We start from the raw sequence: 19,963 nt of genomic DNA on the forward strand, positions 1-19,963 counted from the left end.
TAAGAATATAGTAAGAAAGTGTTTTTTAACGCCAAATTTATTAGCGTGTTTAGTTTGTTCGAAAAATTAGTGTGTAATGATTGTCCCAGAGTTCAAACGAAATGCCTCAACAGCATTTTCAATTGAAGATATTATAGCTGTTTTATTGTTGTTTTCTAGAAATTTAAGACATGCTTGAACTTTAGGAAACATACTTCCTTTAGCGAATTCATCAGTATGTAAGTATGGTGTTAACTCATTAATGGTTATTTTTCCTAATGCTTTTTGATTTGGTTTATTGAAATTAACAAAGACATAATCAACAGCCGTTAATATTACTAAGTAATCTGCATTGATTAGTTCAGCTATTTTTGCACTTGCATAATCCTTATCAATAACAGCAGCAATTCCGACTAACTCATAATTTTTTTCAATAACCGGAATGCCACCACCACCAGAGCATATAACTACATGTTGGTCTTTTAGTAATGATTGTATCATTTCTTTTTCTATTACGTCTACTGGAAGTGGAGAAGGGACTACTCTGCGAAATCCTCTTCCTGAGTCTTCTTTCATGACATAACCTTCTGTGTTAGTAATTGCATCCGCTTCTTCTTTAGAATAAAACGCACCAATTGGTTTTGAAGGGTTTAGGAAGAGTGGGTCGTTTTCATCAACTAATACTTGTGTAATCAAAGCAGCAATGTTTTTTTTGATGGATTGCTTTACTAACTCGTTATGAATAGCATTTTGTAAATGAAAACCAATATAGCCTTGACTCATTGCCCCGCATTCTGGAAAAGGCATGTCGGGTGTAGATTTAGACTCGTTAAATGCTAAATTAATCATTCCCACTTGAGGACCGTTTCCATGAACAATAACAACTTCATGACCTTCTTTAATAAGTTGAACTATTGGTTTCGCTACATTTTTTAATAAGGATTTTTGTTCATCGGCATTGTTACCTAAGGCGTTACCACCTAAGGAGACAACATACCTACTCATATGTATCACACATTGTCGCAAGCATTACAGCCTTAATTGTGTGCATACGATTTTCTGCTTCAACAAATACTCGACTTTGTTTTGACTCTATTACTTCATCTGTAACTTCCATTTCACCATTTTTTACACGTGGATATTCATCTTGGAACTCATTTGAAATCTGTAGACCTACTTCAGTGTCCACCCCGTGGAACGCAGGTAAACAATGCATGAAAATTGCGTTTTTGCTTGCATTTGCGATCATGGCGCTATCTACTTGATAATCAGATAATTGTTTAATGCGAGAATGCCATACATCTTTAGGTTCTCCCATCGATACCCATACATCGGTATAAACAACATCAACATCTTTGGTTCCGATCATAGGGTCTTCTGTAAAATTAATTGTTGCACCGGTTTCTTTAGCAATTTCTTTACAATGATTAATGAGTTCTTGTTCAGGCCATAACTCTCTAGGGGCAACCCCAGTAAAGTGCAGTCCTAATTTTGCACTACCAATCATCAAACTATTTCCCATATTATTTCTAGCATCCCCAACGTAGGTAAACTTAATACCTTTTAGTTTGCCAAACTCTTCCTTAACAGTTAAAAAATCTGCTAATATTTGAGTTGGATGATACATATCAGTTAGTCCATTCCAAACCGGCACACCTGAATATTCAGCAAGTTGTTCAACGTCAGAATGTAAGTATCCACGGAACTCAATTCCATCATACATGCGTCCTAACACTCTAGCAGTATCCTTAATTGATTCTTTTTTACCCATTTGCGATCCTGCAGGACCCAAATATGTAACACCCATACCTAAATCGAGTGCGCTAACTTCAAAAGCACATCGTGTTCTTGTAGAGTCTTTTTGAAACAGTAATACAATGTTTTTGCTCTCTAAAAAACGGTGAGCCTTCCCCTCTTTTTTCTCTTTTTTTAATCTTTCTGATAAATTAATTAAATGTGTAATCTCTTCAGGGGTAAAGTCTAATAATGTAATAAAATTTTTTCCTTTTAAGTTCATTATGTCCTCCTATTTTAAATCCTCTCGGAAAATTGGCATACTCATACATCTTGGGCCACCACGACCTCTTGATAGTTCACTTGATGGGATTTCTAGTACCTTTATACCTTTTTGCTTAAATAATTCGTTTGTAATATGATTTCTGGAATAAACAATCACTTTACCCGGTTCAACAGTTAATGTATTAGCACCATCATTCCATTGTTCACGTTCACTATGTACAATATCACTACCACCGCAGTGGATTAATTCTATTTTTCGGTTTAGGTGTTTTTCCAAAATCGCTTCTAATGTAGTTACGACTTTAGTAACATGAACACCATCTTTATTTTTGGTTACTTCAAATATGGTTAATACTTTCATAATACCCGGATGGATAGCAAACACTCCGTAGTCAACTTGAGTAAACACAGTATCTAAGTGCATAAACGCTCGTGTTTTTGGAATGTTGAATGCGAGAATTGTTTTAAATGATTCGCCTGTTTCAAATAATGTTTCAGCTAAATGTTGGATTGCTCTTGGATCGGTTCTTTTTGATATTCCAATTGCTAAAGTCTCTTTGTTTAATATAAGGATATCTCCACCTTCAATATTGTAACGATTATCACGTTTATAATATTTCGGAATATTTTCATCTTTAAAGCGTGGATGATAATTAAACATATACTCAGAGAATATAGTTTCTCTTCTTCTTGTGTCGGTATACATTTTATGAATAGAAACGCCTTTGCCTATGGTTGCAAATGGATCACGCTGAAATAATATGTTAGGCATAGGATCAGTAAAGAATGGATATTCATCTTCTAACATATCCATAATAGATGTTGGTTTATTGGCTTTAAAGTCGTGTGTTCTAATTCCAGCAATCATCTTTTCAACCATTTGTAGTGGTGGTAAAGCTTTTAAGAATTTGAATATGCTTTCCTTAACTGATTTGGACTTTACCTGTGCTTCGTCTATAAATTGTCTGATAAACTCATCAATTATTTCTGGGTTTGCCTCTAATGCTTCTTTTACCATCTCGGTGATATATAAGACTTCAACACCTTCGTTTCTTAATGTTTCAGCAAAAGCATCATGTTCTTCCTGAGCTACTTTGAGATATGGGATGTCATCAAAAAGTAATTTCTCAAGAATAGTTGGGGTTAAGTTTTCTAGTTCTTTTCCCGGCCGATGTAGTAAAACTGTTTTAAGTTTACCTATTTCAGAATAAACATTCGGTTTCATACAAGTTCTCCTTTTCCATATATATTCTTGGCACGCGATTAGTTATAGTACATATAATTTCATAGCTAATAGTATCTAAACGTTTAGCTACATCATCTATAGTAACAAGTTTCGACCCCATAACCAAGACTTCATCGTTAAGTTTAATTGTTTCATCAATAAGAATAAATGTTTGATCCATGCAAATTCTTCCAATAATTTTATAAGTTTTGTCATGGATTTGTACAAATCCATTTTGATTTTTTCTAATAAATCCATCCGCATAACCAATTGGTAATATACCAATTAATTCATTTTTAGATGCTTGATAAGTAATACCATATCCAAGATATTCATTTTTATTGAGCGGTTTTATTTGAACTACCTGTGTTTTTAAGACTAACGCCGGTTTTAGAAAGTGTATGTCTTTTTCCAATGTTAATCCGTATAATGAAATACCTAACCTTACGTGAGTAGTTTCTGTAATATCTTTTTCATATTTAATTGCTGAAGATGAATTTGATACGTGAAGCATTGGAAACTTATAGGTAATATCTTGTAAAAGTGCTTTAAAGTTGCTTAATTGAAAGAGATAATAGGATTCATCTGAATCCGAGGTAGCAAAATGTGTATATAAACCTTCTAAGTTAATATTACTTTTACTAGATAATTGATTAATCAAATCTAATACTACTTTATTTGATTTAAATCCTAATCGATTCATACCAGAATCAAATTTTATATGGCATTTTAAAGGATAATCTGTTCTTAATACTTCGTTAGCTAGAAATTCATCACTAATAGTGATTGTAATGTTATTATCTGAACAGACTTTTAAAACAGTCCCGTCTATTACACCCATCACTAATATATCAATTTTTGTAAATTTTTCTCTAAGTTCAAGCGCTTCTTCTAGTAAACTTACAGCAAAATATTTAAACCCGTGCTTAATTAAATAATCCACAACCGGTATAGCTCCGTGTCCATAAGCATTTGCCTTAACCACAGGAATAATAGATTTATTTTTTATGATTTTTTGTATCACATCAATATTATGAGTGATATGATCAAGATGTATATTTGCAATAGTTGGACGATAAGCAGCCATAATTTCACCTAACCAATCTTTTTACTTTATATAATCCTTTTTTACGTATTTAGAAGTCATTAAACCTAATAAACTACCATAAGTTAACTCGAATTTTAATATGTCTCCAACTTTATAATCATAATCTGTATGGGTAAGATCTACTATAATATGATCACTACTACTTCCAATAAGTCTTACTTTTTGATCAACTGGAATCAATTCATGAAAATCAACATCTTGTTTTCCTAAAGCTAAAATGCCTCTTTTCATGAGTCCCAAATCATCAAATGTTGGGATTTTACCGAAGGCGTTCATTCCTATGGTTCCTTCTGGTATTGATGGTTTTAACTTAACTTCTATTAAATCTGCTTCAAGGATTATTACGTCTTGAAACGTGTGCTCAATATTTTCACCATAGGCAGTTTCTCTACCTAAAATTAATGATTCACCTAGTCTTAAATTGTTTACATATGGGATTTTCTCATTATTAAGTAGTAAATGTAAATGAGAAGAATTTCCTCCTGAAACAATTTCAGGATTAATGTTAAATTTTTCTTTAATAGTCTCAACTACTTGTACAAGTTTTTTTAGTGTGTGATCTTCTGGTATAATGCCACCAAAACAAGATAAGTTAGTTCCTATTCCTTTAAGGTTAATATGACTTAGCTCCATAATTTGTTCAATAAAACTATGAATATTTTCCTTATAAAAAAGACCTTCCCTTAAATCACCTATATCAATCATTAAAATGATGGAATGTGTTTTTTCAAGCTTTTTTGCCACTTCATTTAAATGCCTTATAGTAACAATCTCAGAGTTTAGTGAGATGTCTGATAAGTTAACTACTTCTTCGATTTCATGAAGTGACGGTATTCTTAATAATACTTTTGGCTTTGTTGATCTGATGCGTCTTAAATTTTCAATTCGAGAGTCTGCAATGTATTCGATTTTCGAGTGATTTAGTATGTTCACTAGTTCATTATCAGCACAAAAAACTTTTGTAACTGCCATTACAGTAATACCATGTTGATTGCATAATGAGTGTATGTAATCAACATTTTCTTTATATTTTTTTAAGTTGATTATCAATTTAGGATACATGCCAAACCTCCTCTTAAAATTTTAATGACTGCTTTAACAACTCTAGACTAATTTCAGAGTGCTTTAATGATAAAACACCAATACTAGACATAATGTAAAGTGTGTCCTTTAATATCTTTACATTTTCTTTAGGTAGTAATTTATGGGGATTTTGTCTAATATAATCTTTAATAATTTGTTCCGTATTATCAAGATAAATTAGTGGTCCTCCAGTAAGAATAATCGTTTTGACTTGTGATAAATCTTTTCCTTCTGGAATCATCTTTTGACCATTGGTTGTATATACCTTTTTCAAGTCCCCTGCATGTCTATCCAATGCTTTGAAAACACATGTTCTTGTTAGTTCATATACGAAAGATCTCTCGAGTTTTGTTTTTGGAAGGTAACTGTAATTTTTAAGTAGTTCACTAAATGTTTCTTCATTTATATCTAGTTTTTTAATTAGACGTTCTTTTTCGATAAAGTTAATAACATGTTTATGATTAATAAACACGCCTAAGTCACCTTCAACTGTTCTTTTTTCTTTGGCCTCGCCTTCTGAATATTTAATATACTCATCACTAGGGATTGCCACGGAATGAATATCAGTGGTTGCGCCACCTACATCAATCGTCATCAAGCTACCAATGGTATCATACAATAACATTGATGTCTCCATAACTGATCCTGGTGTTGGCATAATAGAGCCATTTACCATATCTTTTATATGTTCCATACCTTTAGCGTGTATGATGTGTTCTTCAAATGTTTGATAGATTACTTTACGTAATGGTAAGATATTTAAAAAATCTACTCTTGGATAAACATTTTCAACTATTTTTAAAAATCCTTCTTGTGTAGATGTTTTGAAGAATTCTATTATTTTATGATGGTTTGCGACATTACCTGCATAAATAATTGGCACATTTAAGTTTAAATTTGCAACTTTTTTTACGTTCTCAAATGCAGTTTCTTTTTCACCAAAATCTGTCCCACCAGCAACAATAATCATATTAGGTTTAATATCTATAATTTGATTAAGGTCATCCTCTTCGATGATACCTGCTGAAACAAGATGAATGTTTGCGCCTGCATTTAATGCAGCTTCCTTTGCAGCTCTAACAGTCATTTCATAAACAAGTCCCGAGACTGTTACTCTAAGTCCTCCCGCTGCACTTGATGCGGCAAACATTTCATCGTATGATAATTCAGAAACGTTCAAAAATCGTTTTAATTCATTAATAGCTTCTATTAATCCTTCACGTACATCGGTATTTACTGTAGTGTTTGCAACACCTTTACCGATGAATTTTGTTTTTCCAGCAAAGTTAAATGCATTTACAACGGTTGTTGTGCTCCCAATTTCTGCAACTAAACAATCAATCCTCACTATGTATCATCGCCTTATGCTTGTTCACGATTAAACTTGCGATATGAATCCCTTTTGTACCTCTTCCAAATCCTTCATCCATTTTATTTTTACGCGCAATTTCAGGAGTTACTTGGGTTCCACCAGCAATCAAAATTAATTTATCACGTACGCCTTTTTCTATGGCATAATTATGTAGTTTTTCCATGTTTTTGTAATGTACATCATCGTGAGAAATAATCGTAGACATCATAATACATTGAGCATCCATTTCAATGGCTGCATCAACAAATTTTTCTATAGGTACACTAGTTCCAAGATAAGTATATTTGATTCCGAACTTTTCTACGCCACCATGTTTAATATCTAGAACTTCGCGAATTCCGACACTATGCTCGTCGCTTCCTCCAGTACCTGCAATTACTCTAAGTGGGTACTTTTTAACATATTGAATAATATCTTCTTCACTGATTGTTTCAGCGTCTTTAGGAATTGTTAACTCATCAATATTAATATCAAAGTCGACTTTACCTTTAACTTGAACCCTTGTGCCTTCTGAGGGGTGTAAAACTTCTTTGTGGATAACTTCAACATCTTTTAAGTTCATACGTCTTGCAGTTTCAAGAGCTGCTTCAGCTGCAATTTTAATAGATGTTGGGAAGAATAAATCCAAAGTAACAACACCATCACCCAACCATTCTACTTCAGGTTTTAATAAATTAGTGTTTCTATATTTTTCAGTTTCTTCTAAACGCAAATAAACATTATCTGTTTCATCTAACTCATCTATAAATACAATTTTTTCGGGTTTTTCTAAAGTACATCCCTCAATTAAAAGTGATGGATTATCAACAAATTCTTTTCCGTACTGTTCAATATTATTATAACCATAATGGGCTGTAACTGGAGCCATATAATCTTTATCTCTTTTTACGACGCTAGCATTTCCGACTCCACCTTCAATTTCACGCGCGATGCCATCACCATTTCTTTGTGGATATTCACCGCTATCTACGAACATTCCGGCTTCAACCGCTTTAAAATAACCACCCATTTCGATGATTTCTTCCAACATTAAAACAGCGCGTTCTTGGATTTCGCGTTTCTTATCATACAAATATCCATCTGATTTAATTGTAACCATGCTCAACAAATCATCCATACCTACTAAAGCTTGTTTTGCGGTATCTAAAGCCTCTATATTATAGATATGCCAAGGTACATTTCGACCTTCATCTGGTGTTATAGTACTTTGTATATCTGCCGAAGTTAATCTGGAGATTAGTAAGTTTAACACATGCGTTACAGTCGCTTCACGTGTTGAAGAATCCATATATTTTGTGTTCATTTGTGCACGCATTTTATATCGATCAAAAAACTCTCTAAGTGCTACTGCATATGGTAAATTAAGCTTTAAATCTGGTGTGGGTGAAGCTGCAGGTGGCACAGTAGATAAACAAATATTTTCAGGAAGTATTCCAACTTTTTCACTAAATACTGAATTTATCGCATGCTGAACTAATAGTTCTGGCATGACTTTCCAAGCATCTCTAGCAGTTGCATTAGCGTTGTGTGCGCCATCAATTTGGGCAATACCAGCGTATGCCAATACTTTTTTACTTTCTGCTGCATCAATAAAGCTTCTAACCATATTTATATTTCTATATAAAACATTATATTGTGGATCTTGATGGGCTCCATTAACACCTTCTTCAGCAAATAAAACTGCTATTTCCGGTCCGGCAACGCCTGATACATAAGAATGATAATTTATTGGTCTTCCTACTTCTTCTTCAATCAAATCCAACGCTCTTCTTTGCGCTCTAACTTGTTTTCTGGTGACCGGAATTCCACCTACACCTTGTGGTGTTCCTTCTAGTAGTCCATCAAAATGAGATTGCCCTGCAGTTCTAATAACCATTATATGATCAGCACCATGGTACGCAGCCATTCTCATTCTTCTAATATCATCTTCAAATCGACCAGAAGCTATTTCAGTTGTAATAACACAATCTGGTTGTGGGTCTATATTATCTAATGCCGCCGCACTTGGTAAAGGCACATAGTTTTTCAAAATTGGACTTGCTTGTTTATACGTAAATCCTCTTAACTTAATATCTTTTACATCTCTCCATACCCAACTACGTTTCTTAGTTTGATATTTATCTAAATCTTTCAGAATATTATGTATATTTAGCTTTTCATTAGGTACTAACTTATTATCCATTGTTAAAAACCTCCTGTAAGAAGTCAATTGTGTCCTCTTTAATAATGGAAATTCCAGCTTCTCTTATAGTCATATTTTTCTTTGTGGCGATTTTATACACACAATGACCTGCGCCTTTTCTAAGTAAATTATATTCATTAAGCTTATCAGCTATCTCTTTCGCTTCAATACTAGAAAATCCCATTCTTAAAAGAATACTTCTTTCAATAGATTTTGTTGTATGTGTATAACTAAGCTCAAGTAATGGATCTACAAGCTTATCTGAAAGTTCGTAAAAGTACTTCTTTAATTCTGAATCTGTCATACCTTCTAAATGTTTTCTTCTAGTTAAATAGTCATCATTTCTTTCTTTCATAATCATACCTCCAAATATTCTAATCTATTTCTTTAGTTAACTTATCTAACTCAGATTTGTTTATATTGAGTTCATCCAATAGAAATCGAACTTCATCTTCAACTAAATCCTTAAGGTTAAATGGTTTTTTATTTTCTTTTTCATAATCTTTCATAATTCGTTTAACATATGATTTTCTTAACTGTTTTAACTCTATTTCTTTAATTGAAATATCCATTGCAGATGATGGGAAAATTATGTTTTTACCTGGAATTTCTTCATTAGGTTTCCCAAACAAAAGTTCTACACCATTTTTCTTAGCAAAAGATAATTGTGGTTGATGATGTTTTCCTGCTCCAGTATACTCAGTTTCTTGTACAATAATAACTTCATCTTGTTTCATTGTTTGAGCTAGTTTAAAAGCCACAGCTAAACTTGTATTACCAGCAGGACCTCGCTCTAAGCCTTCTAAAATTGCTAATGCCTCGGTTATGAAAAAAACACTTCCTTGATTAACTGTAAAATATTTATCCATATATCTTAGTGGCCTAGCTGCACTTCTAGGTACATCACTGCGATCAGGGAATACAGTAAAAGGAACACCGAACCCTGTATGACCAGTTGTAAAAGATTTTTTATTAAAATCGTTATCACTAGCCATATGTAAACCTTCTAGATTAACACTAGCTGCAATGATTTCAGTATTTACAGCTCCTGCTTTTATTAATCCTCTAGCAGTTCCGGTTAAGTTACCACCACCAGCATTAGTACATATAACAACTTCAGGATACTTCCCTATTCTTTCTTGACACTGTTGAGCAATTTCTACACCTAATGTTTCTATTCCCATAATCCCATAAGGTGAATATAAAGATGCATTAAAATATCCAGTTGTATCTAGTAAATGTAAAAACATATAAAACAGTTCTGGTCCAACACTTAATTGGACTACCTCTGCACCAAACGCTTCACATGCTCTTGCTTTCTCAAGTATTTCTGGTTGTGCCTTGTTATTTGAATCAAAACATTCTTGTACTATAATACATTTCAATCCGTTTTTGGCAGCCAAAGCTGCTATTGCAGCTCCATAGTTACCGCTTGTTGCAGCTATAACGCCTTTATAACCTAGTTTTTTTGCTTGATATATACTCATAGCTGCTCTTCTTGCTTTAAAAGAACCACTTAAATTAGAAGCTTCATCTTTCACAAATATTCTTGCACCAAATCCAGGTTTAGAAAACTTTCGTGCATAAGTAGTTAAATTCTTTAGTTCTAGTAATGGTGTGTTACCAACCATTGAATTATTTTGAATTTCTTTTACTTGTTCTAAGGTAAAGCCTGAATAATCCATTAATTTTTCGTAATCAAAACCTATTCCTTTATTCTCGAACATGTTGTAATCAATTCCAACAGATTTATATATAATTTCATTTTTTCTATTTAATATATCATCGACATTAAAACTCATCATTATTACCCCACATTTCTGATAAGATAATATTTTTCATGGTATAAATTTCCTCAATAAAATCACCATACGAATGCTTATATTTAGGTTCTACTTCTTTTAGTTCGCCTTTTACGATTCTACCAGTTGTTGTTTTTATTTCAGCTTCTTCAAATAGCTCAGCCTCATGAGTTAGGTTTCCTTTAATCCACATTTTTAGAGGTACTTTCTTTGTATCATCAGGTATATTTGCTGCTCGATCATCAGGTAGTAAAACATGTTTTCTTAAACGTACATATTTTCCTTTATCAATTAACATAATAAATCAACCTTTCCTATATAAAAAAACGCATCCTTTTCACACGTAATTATAATATCATAAAAACCCTTACATTGTACACCTAATAAACTAAATTAGTACTTGTAAAAAAGAGAGAGTATTGTAAAACTCTCTCTTTACTGTAAGCGCTTGTTTATCTAACGATTAAATCTCTCATATCTCCCAAAATGGCTCTTGGTATTGGTAGGTCAATCATGGTTTTTAAACCTGGTACAGAATTAATTACTTGTGGAATCATATTCACACACATTGCAATTGTTCCTATTCCGCCATCAATTTCTGGATTGATTGATAAATTTACATTGGGATTTCCTTTGATTGTAACATAATCACCTGTATGAGTTCCTTCTAATTCTGGTTCAATTTGTTGAGGATGTTTCATGTCTATAAATACAGAGTTTCCAACATATCCTTGTGCTGTCATATCTATTCCTGCTAAGTTATTAGGTTTAACCTCTGCATACTTACTTTTTCTATAGACACTAGAAACTATTGGTTTCATTTGTTGCTCAAATTTATCTAGTTTAATGCCAATCGCATCGGCAATCATATAAACACTCTCTTTAAAGCCTACATGACCAGCTAAAGAATTATCTGCGCTACGATCTTTAAACTCTTTTTGAGTTATTCCTACGCCTTGTTCTTCCATAACTGTTGGTCCAAATGGACTTAAACTGTTTACTCTTCGAGCTTCTATGTGTTGCACCTCCGACATAACACCAGTTAGAGCAATAACTAATAAATCCATGACAAATCCAGGATTAATCCCTGTTCCTAATATAGTCACATTATTTTTAATAGCTAGTTCATTCATTTCTTTTGATAGTTCTGCTTCAGAAGCATATGGATATGCCATTTCTTCAGCTGTGCTAATTACATTAATACCAGCCTCTACTATTTTTTTAATTTTTGGAAAGGCTTTGTTGGTAAATGAGTCTGTTGCTAATATTGCAATATCAATCTTATTATTATTTATGATAAAGTCCATATCATTACTAATTATTACAGGCTTATGATTATAATCTACATCTAAAAAAGTCTTAAAATCTTTACCTACATAATTAGTGTTAAGATCACATACTCCAACAATTTCAACACCTTTTTTATTTAATAACATATCAGCAATACCTTTCCCCATTGCTCCATAACCCCAAATGACTACTTTAATGTTTTCCATGATTTCCTCCAATTTAATGTTTTTATATCCACGTAAATAATAACATAAAAGCCCTTACATTGTGAAGAATCTTTAAATTAAAAAAGTAACCTTAATATATCTGGTTACTTTTTTAATATATCAGTCCCAATTTTTTTCGTTCAATGTTATTTTTGATATCGAGGTAATACCATTGCGCAAGGCAAAAACATCAGTATTTTCAGGGATATGTTGAGGTATTATATTTCTTGTGTGTGTAAAAGTATTACCATTAATCTCTCCGTCTAATAGCATTTTCACATAATATAATTGAGTTTTTAAAATTCCTTTATCTTCATCATATTTTTCTCTTGGAAAATTAACATTAAGTATATAGTTTTCGCTCAGCAATTGATTTTCTAATATATATCTAAATGTTCTTTCAAAATATCTTTCCATATTTTTCGTTCCCTTATAATCTGCTGAAAAAGCAACTGCTTTAAATCCGTGATAATTGGCTTGTAAAGCTGCTCCAACTGTACCAGAATAAATTGTATCAATTCCGATATTATATCCTTTATTTATACCAGAAACCACTAAATCTGGTTTTATTTTTAATCCATACAATCCGAATGTAACGCAATCGGCTGGAGTACCATCAACTGCGTAGTGTTTATCATCTATCATATCAAATTTTATTCCTTTAATAGTAATTGAAACACTTTTTCCTGACTGTTCTTCTTTTGGAGCAATTGTAATAACATTTGCAAATTTTGATAACACCTTCTCTGCAAATTTTAATCTCTCGGAATTAATTCCATCATCATTAACCAATAAAATATTCACTTTTATCATCCTTCATCAAATAGATATTTTTTTATATATTCACAAAAGTACTTAATATTGTCGTTATTATATTTAACATGCTTTGGTATGATTTTTCCACTTTCATATTCAGGCATTGCAATAAATGCATATAAATAAATTTGATACATATCCTTGAGGTAGTTACTCATCAATTCTTTATATATTATAAGCTCTAATTCTTTTTTTTGCCACAAATTCGACATATTAGGAAAATGATCTGATAATCTATATTCGAGTAACAATATTTTATCTTGAAACTTAAAAATGTAATCAACTCTTCTATCTTTAGAAAACTCGATTTTATACTCACTAAATATTTCAAGTCTATTAAACTTTTCATCGTTATTTAGTAACTCTCTTAAATTAATAAAAATTCTTTTATTTATTATATAACTGTCTAACCATGAAACTATTTCTGCTATTGATACATTTCTTCTGAAAAGTTTCTTTTCTGAGAATTGCTTTTTTAATAAATTAACATATGATTTGTCTTTAATAAAAGAACCTCGCTCGTTCAAATTCCCTGATTGAATTTTCCAAATCCCGTAAATATTTAAATCTTCGTAATAAATCATGAAGTCTTTAGGACAAGCAAAATATAGCATTGAATTATTTTTTAACATAAAATCACTCCTCAAATATTATAATACACATAAGTTAAGTGATTTACTGCTTTGTGATATTGAAAATCAATAAAAAATAAATTAAATAAAAAAAAGCCACATAATGGCTAATTAAAGCGATGATGGTGGCTCAGGGCGGAATCGAACCGCCGACACACGGATTTTCAGTCCGTTGCTCTACCAACTGAGCTACCGAGCCTAAAAAAATGGCGGTCCCGACGAGACTCGAACTCGCGATCTCCTGAGTGACAGTCAGGCATGTTAACCGCTACACCACGGGACCATTTGGTTGCGGGGGAAGGATTTGAACCAACGACCTTCGGGTTATGAGCCCGACGAGCTACCAGACTGCTCCACCCCGCGATATATTTGTTGCTCAGTAATTATAACAAGTAGTAAATAAAATGTCAATGGCGGAGGAAGAGGGATTCGAACCCCCGCGGCGCTTTCACACCCTGTCGGTTTTCAAGACCGATCCCTTCAGCCAGACTTGGGTATTCCTCCGAATAATTTTTGCTTAATGGTGGACCCGGCAGGACTCGAACCTGCGACCAACCGGTTATGAGCCGGGAGCTCTAACCAACTGAGCTACGGGTCCATACTTGGTAGCGGCGAAGGGATTCGAACCCCCGACCCTTCGGGTATGAACCGAATGCTCTAGCCAACTGAGCTACACCGCCATACTGCCAATAAGCGATTATAATACGTTTAAAATATGGTGGAGCCTAGCGGGATCGAACCGCTGACCTCCTGCGTGCAAGGCAGGCGCTCTCCCAGCTGAGCTAAGGCCCCACAACATTATACATGGTACCTAGGGCCGGACTCGAACCGGCACGGTATTGCTACCATTGGATTTTAAGTCCAACGTGTCTACCAATTCCACCACCCAGGCATATGGTGTCCCGCAGAGGATTCGAACCTCTGACCCTCTGATTAAAAGTCAGATGCTCTACCAACTGAGCTAGCGGGACGTGTATAATGGTGCCGGAAACAGGAGTCGAACCCGTGACCTACTGATTACAAGTCAGTTGCTCTACCAGCTGAGCTATTCCGGCGTTAAAATGGTGGAGGATAGCGGGCTCGAACCACTGACCCCCTGCTTGTAAGGCAGGTGCTCTCCCAACTGAGCTAATCCTCCGGGTTTGTTTGGTGGAGCCTAGCGGGATCGAACCGCTGACCTCCTGCGTGCAAAGCAGGCGCTCTCCCAGCTGAGCTAAGGCCCCAAAATGGTGGGCCTGAATGGACTCGAACCATCGACCTCACGCTTATCAGGCGTGCGCTCTAACCACCTGAGCTACAGGCCCCCATACCATTTTTGTTTGTTAAGTGCGTGTAATATTCTACTATTTTTAAAGTGAGTTGTCAACACATTACATTGTTTTTTTCCATTTTCTATTTTTGGGGAAAAATATAATGATTTAAAACAAATAATGTGGCTGGGCTAGGTGGATTCGAACCACCGATGTCGGAGTCAAAGTCCGATGCCTTAACCTCTTGGCCATAGCCCAAAGAATGGTGGAGGGGGACGGATTTGAACCGCCGAACCCTAAGGAACAGATTTACAGTCTGCCGCGTTTAACCACTTCGCTACCCCTCCGGACACGCAATTAACATTTTATACTAATTAATTTAAAAAAGCAAGTGATATTTACTCCATTTTGATATTGTACTTTTTGGCTAAACTACGCAATATTTCATTTTTTATATTAATGTTCAAATCTGAAGACATTGTTAATGTATACATTAGAATATCGGCTAGTTCCTCTTTAACATTTTCTATATGTACATTTTTACAATCATCTTTAAAATTGATCAGCAACTCTATAGCTTCGATTAATATAGACTTTGATAATGCATTCGGAGTATCGTTTACTTGCCATCCTTGACTATTGCGATACTCTATAATCATATCAGCAATTTCATTTATGTTTCTCTTCATTGAGAACAATCACCTTTTTAACATTTCTTATAAACTTTACTCTATCAAGCATAACGATTCTCTTGCAGTTTATACATTCCAGTTTTACATCAGCACCATATCTTACAACAATCCATTCATTAAATCCACAAGGATGACCCTTTTTCATAACAACTTTATCGCCAATTTTAATATCTTTACTTTCCATTCTTGTTCATCATCCTTTCATCTTGTTTATAATTTCCTTAAGATGATTAGAATCTTTAAACTTAATTTTAATCGAATTATTAGTTAACTGTACTTTGGTGTTAGCTCCAAACTGTGATTGAAAGTGTGTTGTAGCAACTTCATGCATTTCTTTTATATCGCTATCAACAGTTCGTTTATTATTCTTAACTTTGTTTTTTTTCTTGCGTACCAATTCCTCTAATTTTCTAACTGTAATTTGTTCTTTTTTTATTTTATTAGCCAAATAGTCTATAAACTCAATATCTTCAAGTTTACTTAGTACTCTCGCATGAGCCATGCTAATTAAACCTTTGTTCACATCTTCTATAATGGTAATGGGTAAATTTAATAATCCAATCATATTGGTTACATAAGATCTACTTTTACCAATTTTCTTCCCTAGTTCAGCTTGAGTAAGTCCTAAATTTTTTATCGCTCTTTCAAATGCAATAGCCTCTTCAATAGGTGTTAGATCTTCCCTTTGAAGATTTTCTAGTATGGATAATTCTGTTAGGTAGATTGAATTATAATCCCTGATAATTGCTGGAACTGTTTTTTTGCCTGCAATAATAGAGGCTCTAACTCTTCTTTCTCCTGCAACTAGAATAAAACCATTATTATATGGTTTTAGAATAACTGGTTGAATAACTCCATGTTCCTTAATTGAATCAGCTAGTTGTTTTAATGCGGTGCTATCAAAATTAACACGTGGTTGATTTGGATTTGGTTTAATATCTGTTATATTGATGTCGATTATTTCTTCATTATCTTTAATTTGTAGTTTATTTTCTTCGATTAAATCTTCTATATTTCTTCCTAAAATATCTTTATTCAATGTTGGCCACCATCTCTTTCGCTAAATTTTGATAGCTAATTGACCCTTTAGACCTTGGTGAAAACTCTGTGACTGGTAATCCATAACTAGGAGCTACGGAGCATTTAACATTTCTAGGTATGATTGTCTTAAATACCTTTTCTTTGAAATATGTTTTTACTTCATTAATGACTTCATAGCCAATATTACTTCTAGTATCTAGCATTGTAAGTAAGACACCTTCAATAGTTAATGTTTTATTATTATGTTTTTGCTTGTTTTGTATAATTCTTATTGTATTCAATAATTGTGTTAATCCATCCATAGCTAAAAATTCACACTGAACAGGTATTAAAACCGCATCAGAAGCCATTAAGGCATTAATTGTAATAATTCCAAGAGATGGCGGACAATCTATTAATATAAAGTCATAATTGTCTTTTATTTTATTTAAGGCATTAGATAAAATAAATTCTTTGTCATCATGGTTTAGTAGTTTACTTTCAATGTTTGTAAGTTCAAATCTTGCAGGCAGAATATCAACATTAACACTATGAACCTTTTGAATAATTTTGTTAATATCAATACCGTTAGTAAATAAATCAGCTACGGTATATTCTAAGTTTGCCCTATTAACCCCCATATACGTAGTTGCATTTGCTTGGTGGTCAATATCCACTAATAAAACTTTCTTACCTAAATAAGAAAGTGAACTCGCTAAATTAACGCTAGTTGTTGTTTTTCCAACGCCACCCTTTTGATTACTTATAGCTATTATTTTCCCCATCATACACCTCTATTGCTAACACTTTAGGATAAGAATAATTTTACCATATAATCACTAATAATTCGACACTATAAAAGAAGAACTTATCCACAAAAAATGTGGATAAGTTTTACTTAATTGAATTCTCGAATAAATCCTGATTACTTAGGAAAAATGTTACATCTTCATAAGATATAAACTCTCTAAACTTTTTCGATTCGATTATCTCCACTATTTCTTCATGTGAAAGATATCTTTCTAATCTTCCCCACTTATCTTTCTGAGATTTTTCTGTTTTTAAAAACTTATAAATGTATACCAACAATATCACTTTATTTGTACGGTTTGATAATAAATTATTAATTTGAAACTCATATCTCTTAGTTTTTTCATCTGTTCCGGACTTAAATTGGCAAATAAAATCAAAAAGTAATCCAATCATTTGCGAATTAGAATTAAGCAAATATTTTCTAAACTCAGACGTATATTTTTTTACAACTGAGTTTGAATTTTTATTTTCTATGTCTTCAATATTCAGATGGTGTAAGTAAAAATAAAACTCAACCGCTTCAGATATTGCATTTCCATCATGTTCAAAAAACTCATTCATAAATATTGATAGTTCACTAACGGCCTGTTGAAATGAATAATTATCATAAATTGGATCTATATTATTCCTATCGTCTATTTCATTACTATATTTCATAGCAATTTCTCTTAAGTTCTTAATACTTCCATCGATTTGTAAATATCTATTGTTTAATTTTTCGTTCATACTATCCGATAACACAAAATGAACTAGAAATATTAAGTAAAAGCCGATTAAGGTACTTTGATAAATAATATTAGAAATAAATAAGTCTACGGCAATACTTTCTTGTAAACTGACTCCATGCGTTCCTACGTAATATATTCCATAGATAGTAATCGCTCCACCATAAAATAAATATGTAAGCATATCTTGGTAGAAAATAATGATTATAAGTGTAATGAAAAATAATAAATACCCATACAGTTGGTTTGTTCCTGCAATATAGTAAACAGTTAATCCAATAAAGGTATATATACTAAGGTGCATGGATATGCGAACTTTATTTGTCGTTAACATTACAATACTTAATATAAACATAAAAATAAAACTTACTGGAACTAATATAACAAACCCAATGGCGAACTCTTCAAAGATAGAAATGGGTACTGTTAAAGCTCCGAATATAAACATAAAGAATAAAACTAAGGAGACTTTCAATTTTAATAGTTCACTTGGTGATAAAAATTCTGAACTTTTAATGCTACTAATTAAATTTTTCATAGTTTCACCTTCTTATTGAAAGCGTCCTGAACAATCTTATCAAAAACTTCTGAATTTCCTTGATAGATATTTAGAATATCTGGATTGATAGTATATAAAAATTCACTGTTTTTGAACAAATACTGAATCATATCATCATCTAAAGCCTTTAAAAATTGTTTGTCAACTTTTAATAATGTGTAAAATACAGCAAATGTAATGATTTTTGTGTATCTAGAATCGGTAAGATTGTTTAGAGTTTTAAACATGTTATCACTTGATATTTTTTCATCACTTCCAGCGTTAATTGCTTGACTTGACTTAAACAAAAGATAATGGATTTTGCTATGTAGATCAAGTTTTAACTGTTTTAACTCATCGATATCGTCAGCATCATAATCAGGATATAGCTTTAATATTTCGTGTTCAGGTGTTTTTCCCAACTTCTGTATAATTTGAAGACGTTCTAAAAAAATGTTCTCAATGTCTATTTTCTTAGTTAACTCATTTGAGAAGGATTTAACCTGTTGGTAATAATCATTAGCATTTAATGATTGAGGTAAATAAGTTACTTTTAAATCTTGTATAAGTCCTAGCATTCTAATCTCTGCTTCTTTAATTTGAGCGAGTTTATTGTATAAGAAATTTTTTCTATTAATTAAAATAAATGACGAAATAGAAAGTAAAGCAACAAACACAGCTAAGAATATATAAATGTAAATAACCTGAATATTTGTGCTTTCTGACCTAAATATGTTTGGATATCTCCAAACAATTATGATACCAAGAAAAAATAGTGATATATTGTTTATTAATGCTGCTTTTTTATCTTGATATACAGAAACCACGGCATATGCTAAAAACAAAAAAGTAAACACACTAGGAGATTGAATTTCAACTATTAGTGTCACTGCAATCATATAGATAGATAGCGTAGTTATATACATTGCTAATTTTAAACTGTTAAAGTAATCTTCATAAGCATAAAAAGCAAAATTTACCCCAAATAATGCAATGAAAAAAAGTCCATAAACTATCATCGTATATGTCCCAATATCAGAGTAAAAAAGAGTAAGCATAATTGGCGCAACTAAGCCAAGTAAAATGATATTCACAAATAGTGTTTTGCGTTTTAAATATTTCAGTTCAAGTTCTTCTTTATGGACTTCGATATTTGAATTTGTTTTGTCTAAACTCCTATACGGAAAAAATTCCATACAATCACCCCGTCA

General features: G+C 32.7%; 19 protein-coding genes and 15 tRNA genes. All 34 read right to left on the reverse strand.

The features are described from left to right. Positions 1–66: 66 nt before the first annotated feature. The gene (gene arcC / locus ACHAJD_RS06320) at positions 67–984 is read right to left on the reverse strand and encodes a carbamate kinase (RefSeq protein ID WP_435585028.1); all 918 of its coding nucleotides are present in this window, start codon (positions 982–984) and stop codon (positions 67–69) included. Beyond that, positions 977–1,996 (reverse strand): ornithine carbamoyltransferase, encoded by a 1,020-nt coding sequence (gene argF, locus ACHAJD_RS06325; protein ID WP_435585029.1) that lies wholly within the window; start codon positions 1,994–1,996, stop codon positions 977–979. Before argF ends, arcC begins: the two co-directional genes overlap by 8 nt. A 9-nt stretch (positions 1,997–2,005) precedes the next feature. Further along, positions 2,006–3,223, reverse strand: a complete 1,218-nt coding sequence (gene arcA / locus ACHAJD_RS06330; protein WP_435585030.1) for an arginine deiminase — start codon at positions 3,221–3,223, stop codon at positions 2,006–2,008. After that, positions 3,201–4,310 carry an alanine racemase gene (gene alr, locus ACHAJD_RS06335; protein ID WP_435585031.1) on the reverse strand — a complete coding sequence of 370 codons (1,110 nt, stop codon included), beginning with the start codon at positions 4,308–4,310 and terminating at the stop codon, positions 3,201–3,203. The genes arcA and alr overlap by 23 nt, the downstream gene beginning before the upstream one ends. 21 nt (positions 4,311–4,331) lie before the next feature. Next, positions 4,332–5,393 (reverse strand): ornithine racemase Orr, encoded by a 1,062-nt coding sequence (gene orr, locus ACHAJD_RS06340; RefSeq protein ID WP_435585032.1) that lies wholly within the window; start codon positions 5,391–5,393, stop codon positions 4,332–4,334. Between the two features lie 13 nt (positions 5,394–5,406). Then, positions 5,407–6,762 (reverse strand): glutamate mutase L, encoded by a 1,356-nt coding sequence (locus ACHAJD_RS06345; protein ID WP_435585033.1) that lies wholly within the window; start codon positions 6,760–6,762, stop codon positions 5,407–5,409. Next, positions 6,752–8,968, reverse strand: a complete 2,217-nt coding sequence (gene oraE, locus ACHAJD_RS06350) for a D-ornithine 4,5-aminomutase subunit OraE (RefSeq protein WP_435585034.1) — start codon at positions 8,966–8,968, stop codon at positions 6,752–6,754. The genes ACHAJD_RS06345 and oraE overlap by 11 nt, the downstream gene beginning before the upstream one ends. Beyond that, positions 8,961–9,323: an ornithine aminomutase subunit alpha gene (locus tag ACHAJD_RS06355; RefSeq protein ID WP_435585035.1), complete on the reverse strand. Its 363-nt coding sequence runs from the start codon at positions 9,321–9,323 to the stop codon at positions 8,961–8,963. Before ACHAJD_RS06355 ends, oraE begins: the two co-directional genes overlap by 8 nt. 19 nt (positions 9,324–9,342) lie before the next feature. Continuing rightward, positions 9,343–10,773 carry a 2-amino-4-oxopentanoate thiolase subunit OrtB gene (gene ortB, locus ACHAJD_RS06360; protein WP_435585036.1) on the reverse strand — a complete coding sequence of 477 codons (1,431 nt, stop codon included), beginning with the start codon at positions 10,771–10,773 and terminating at the stop codon, positions 9,343–9,345. Further along, positions 10,760–11,068, reverse strand: coding sequence for a 2-amino-4-oxopentanoate thiolase subunit OrtA (ortA, locus tag ACHAJD_RS06365; protein ID WP_435585037.1), 309 nt, complete (start codon positions 11,066–11,068; stop codon positions 10,760–10,762). The genes ortB and ortA overlap by 14 nt, the downstream gene beginning before the upstream one ends. A 154-nt stretch (positions 11,069–11,222) precedes the next feature. Next, entirely contained in the window at positions 11,223–12,266 is a 1,044-nt protein-coding gene (ord, locus tag ACHAJD_RS06370; protein WP_435585038.1) for a 2,4-diaminopentanoate dehydrogenase, read from the reverse strand. A 120-nt stretch (positions 12,267–12,386) separates the two neighbouring features. Further along, positions 12,387–13,070: a 5'/3'-nucleotidase SurE gene (surE, locus tag ACHAJD_RS06375; protein ID WP_435585039.1), complete on the reverse strand. Its 684-nt coding sequence runs from the start codon at positions 13,068–13,070 to the stop codon at positions 12,387–12,389. Between the two features lie 5 nt (positions 13,071–13,075). After that, positions 13,076–13,714 carry a hypothetical protein gene (locus ACHAJD_RS06380; RefSeq protein ID WP_435585040.1) on the reverse strand — a complete coding sequence of 213 codons (639 nt, stop codon included), beginning with the start codon at positions 13,712–13,714 and terminating at the stop codon, positions 13,076–13,078. Positions 13,715–13,837: 123 nt separating this feature from the next. Further along, positions 13,838–13,913, reverse strand: a tRNA-Phe gene (locus ACHAJD_RS06385). An 8-nt stretch (positions 13,914–13,921) separates the two neighbouring features. Beyond that, positions 13,922–13,997: transfer RNA gene (locus ACHAJD_RS06390), tRNA-Asp, on the reverse strand. A gap of 3 nt (positions 13,998–14,000) precedes the next feature. Further along, positions 14,001–14,077: transfer RNA gene (locus tag ACHAJD_RS06395), tRNA-Met, on the reverse strand. A 48-nt stretch (positions 14,078–14,125) separates the two neighbouring features. After that, a tRNA-Ser gene (locus ACHAJD_RS06400) sits at positions 14,126–14,218 on the reverse strand. Between the two features lie 17 nt (positions 14,219–14,235). Beyond that, positions 14,236–14,312, reverse strand: a tRNA-Ile gene (locus ACHAJD_RS06405). A gap of 5 nt (positions 14,313–14,317) precedes the next feature. Beyond that, a tRNA-Met gene (locus ACHAJD_RS06410) sits at positions 14,318–14,394 on the reverse strand. Positions 14,395–14,430: 36 nt separating this feature from the next. Further along, positions 14,431–14,506, reverse strand: a tRNA-Ala gene (locus tag ACHAJD_RS06415). A 13-nt stretch (positions 14,507–14,519) separates the two neighbouring features. Then, a tRNA-Leu gene (locus ACHAJD_RS06420) sits at positions 14,520–14,606 on the reverse strand. Positions 14,607–14,609: 3 nt separating this feature from the next. After that, a tRNA-Lys gene (locus tag ACHAJD_RS06425) sits at positions 14,610–14,685 on the reverse strand. An 8-nt stretch (positions 14,686–14,693) separates the two neighbouring features. Then, positions 14,694–14,769, reverse strand: a tRNA-Thr gene (locus ACHAJD_RS06430). 7 nt (positions 14,770–14,776) lie between these two features. After that, positions 14,777–14,852: transfer RNA gene (locus ACHAJD_RS06435), tRNA-Val, on the reverse strand. A gap of 9 nt (positions 14,853–14,861) precedes the next feature. Further along, positions 14,862–14,937: transfer RNA gene (locus ACHAJD_RS06440), tRNA-Ala, on the reverse strand. Positions 14,938–14,941: 4 nt separating this feature from the next. Beyond that, positions 14,942–15,018: transfer RNA gene (locus ACHAJD_RS06445), tRNA-Ile, on the reverse strand. Between the two features lie 129 nt (positions 15,019–15,147). Then, positions 15,148–15,222, reverse strand: a tRNA-Gln gene (locus tag ACHAJD_RS06450). A gap of 5 nt (positions 15,223–15,227) precedes the next feature. After that, a tRNA-Tyr gene (locus ACHAJD_RS06455) sits at positions 15,228–15,311 on the reverse strand. A 51-nt stretch (positions 15,312–15,362) separates the two neighbouring features. Next, positions 15,363–15,653, reverse strand: a complete 291-nt coding sequence (locus ACHAJD_RS06460; protein WP_435585041.1) for a nucleoside triphosphate pyrophosphohydrolase family protein — start codon at positions 15,651–15,653, stop codon at positions 15,363–15,365. Next, positions 15,634–15,840: a DUF951 domain-containing protein gene (locus tag ACHAJD_RS06465; RefSeq protein ID WP_435585042.1), complete on the reverse strand. Its 207-nt coding sequence runs from the start codon at positions 15,838–15,840 to the stop codon at positions 15,634–15,636. Before ACHAJD_RS06465 ends, ACHAJD_RS06460 begins: the two co-directional genes overlap by 20 nt. Before the next feature lie 9 nt (positions 15,841–15,849). Further along, complete coding sequence (locus ACHAJD_RS06470; RefSeq protein ID WP_435585043.1) at positions 15,850–16,695, reverse strand: ParB/RepB/Spo0J family partition protein; 846 nt, start codon at positions 16,693–16,695, stop codon at positions 15,850–15,852. Beyond that, positions 16,688–17,461, reverse strand: a complete 774-nt coding sequence (locus ACHAJD_RS06475) for a ParA family protein (RefSeq protein ID WP_435585044.1) — start codon at positions 17,459–17,461, stop codon at positions 16,688–16,690. The genes ACHAJD_RS06470 and ACHAJD_RS06475 overlap by 8 nt, the downstream gene beginning before the upstream one ends. Positions 17,462–17,570: 109 nt before the next feature. Continuing rightward, positions 17,571–18,752, reverse strand: a complete 1,182-nt coding sequence (locus tag ACHAJD_RS06480) for a hypothetical protein (RefSeq protein ID WP_435585045.1) — start codon at positions 18,750–18,752, stop codon at positions 17,571–17,573. Beyond that, entirely contained in the window at positions 18,749–19,948 is a 1,200-nt protein-coding gene (locus tag ACHAJD_RS06485; RefSeq protein ID WP_435585046.1) for a hypothetical protein, read from the reverse strand. The genes ACHAJD_RS06480 and ACHAJD_RS06485 overlap by 4 nt, the downstream gene beginning before the upstream one ends. Positions 19,949–19,963: the final 15 nt, after the last annotated feature.

It is taken from the genome of Liberiplasma polymorphum (assembly GCF_043951795.1).
GTDB classification, from domain to species: Bacteria; Bacillota_I; Bacilli_A; order Izemoplasmatales; family Izemoplasmataceae; genus Liberiplasma; species Liberiplasma polymorphum.

Coding starts and splice junctions, on each gene's coding strand:
- ACHAJD_RS06480 (WP_435585045.1), bottom strand. CDS start 18,752: ATGAAAAATTTAATTAGTAGCATTAAAAGTTCAGAATTTTTATCACCA.
- ACHAJD_RS06475 (WP_435585044.1), bottom strand. CDS start 17,461: ATGGGGAAAATAATAGCTATAAGTAATCAAAAGGGTGGCGTTGGAAAA.
- argF (WP_435585029.1), bottom strand. CDS start 1,996: ATGAACTTAAAAGGAAAAAATTTTATTACATTATTAGACTTTACCCCT.
- arcA (WP_435585030.1), bottom strand. CDS start 3,223: ATGAAACCGAATGTTTATTCTGAAATAGGTAAACTTAAAACAGTTTTA.
- ACHAJD_RS06465 (WP_435585042.1), bottom strand. CDS start 15,840: ATGGAAAGTAAAGATATTAAAATTGGCGATAAAGTTGTTATGAAAAAG.
- ACHAJD_RS06355 (WP_435585035.1), bottom strand. CDS start 9,323: ATGAAAGAAAGAAATGATGACTATTTAACTAGAAGAAAACATTTAGAA.
- ACHAJD_RS06460 (WP_435585041.1), bottom strand. CDS start 15,653: ATGAAGAGAAACATAAATGAAATTGCTGATATGATTATAGAGTATCGC.
- oraE (WP_435585034.1), bottom strand. CDS start 8,968: ATGGATAATAAGTTAGTACCTAATGAAAAGCTAAATATACATAATATT.
- ACHAJD_RS06485 (WP_435585046.1), bottom strand. CDS start 19,948: ATGGAATTTTTTCCGTATAGGAGTTTAGACAAAACAAATTCAAATATC.
- alr (WP_435585031.1), bottom strand. CDS start 4,310: ATGGCTGCTTATCGTCCAACTATTGCAAATATACATCTTGATCATATC.
- ACHAJD_RS06380 (WP_435585040.1), bottom strand. CDS start 13,714: ATGTTAAAAAATAATTCAATGCTATATTTTGCTTGTCCTAAAGACTTC.
- ord (WP_435585038.1), bottom strand. CDS start 12,266: ATGGAAAACATTAAAGTAGTCATTTGGGGTTATGGAGCAATGGGGAAA.
- ortB (WP_435585036.1), bottom strand. CDS start 10,773: ATGATGAGTTTTAATGTCGATGATATATTAAATAGAAAAAATGAAATT.
- orr (WP_435585032.1), bottom strand. CDS start 5,393: ATGTATCCTAAATTGATAATCAACTTAAAAAAATATAAAGAAAATGTT.
- arcC (WP_435585028.1), bottom strand. CDS start 984: ATGAGTAGGTATGTTGTCTCCTTAGGTGGTAACGCCTTAGGTAACAAT.
- ortA (WP_435585037.1), bottom strand. CDS start 11,068: ATGTTAATTGATAAAGGAAAATATGTACGTTTAAGAAAACATGTTTTA.